Raw genomic sequence first — 277 nt, 5'->3', positions numbered from 1 at the left:
TTCCATATGAGGACGAGGTCGATCCCGACCTGATCAACGCCGGTAAGCAGACGATCAGCGAGCTGCCGCAGAGCGCGTATTTCGGCAGCGAGCAGAGCTTCGCGATGATCCGCGGCGGCCATATCGACCTTACCGTGCTCGGGGCGATGGAGGTCAGCGAGGGCGGCGACATCGCCAATTGGATGATCCCGGGCAAGATGATCAAGGGCATGGGCGGGGCGATGGACCTCGTCGCCGGGGTCAAGCAGATCATCGTCGTGATGGATCACAATGCCAA

1 protein-coding gene is annotated in these 277 nt (G+C 61.4%); it reads left to right on the top strand.

The features are described 5' to 3' along the window. A partial coding sequence (locus AC0IYH_RS31330) for a CoA-transferase (protein ID WP_471838116.1) occupies positions 1–277 on the top strand: 277 nt, incomplete at both ends.

The sequence above is a fragment of the Pseudomonas sp. AC463 genome (assembly GCF_979253585.1).
This window is presented reverse-complemented; position numbering and strand designations above follow the sequence as displayed.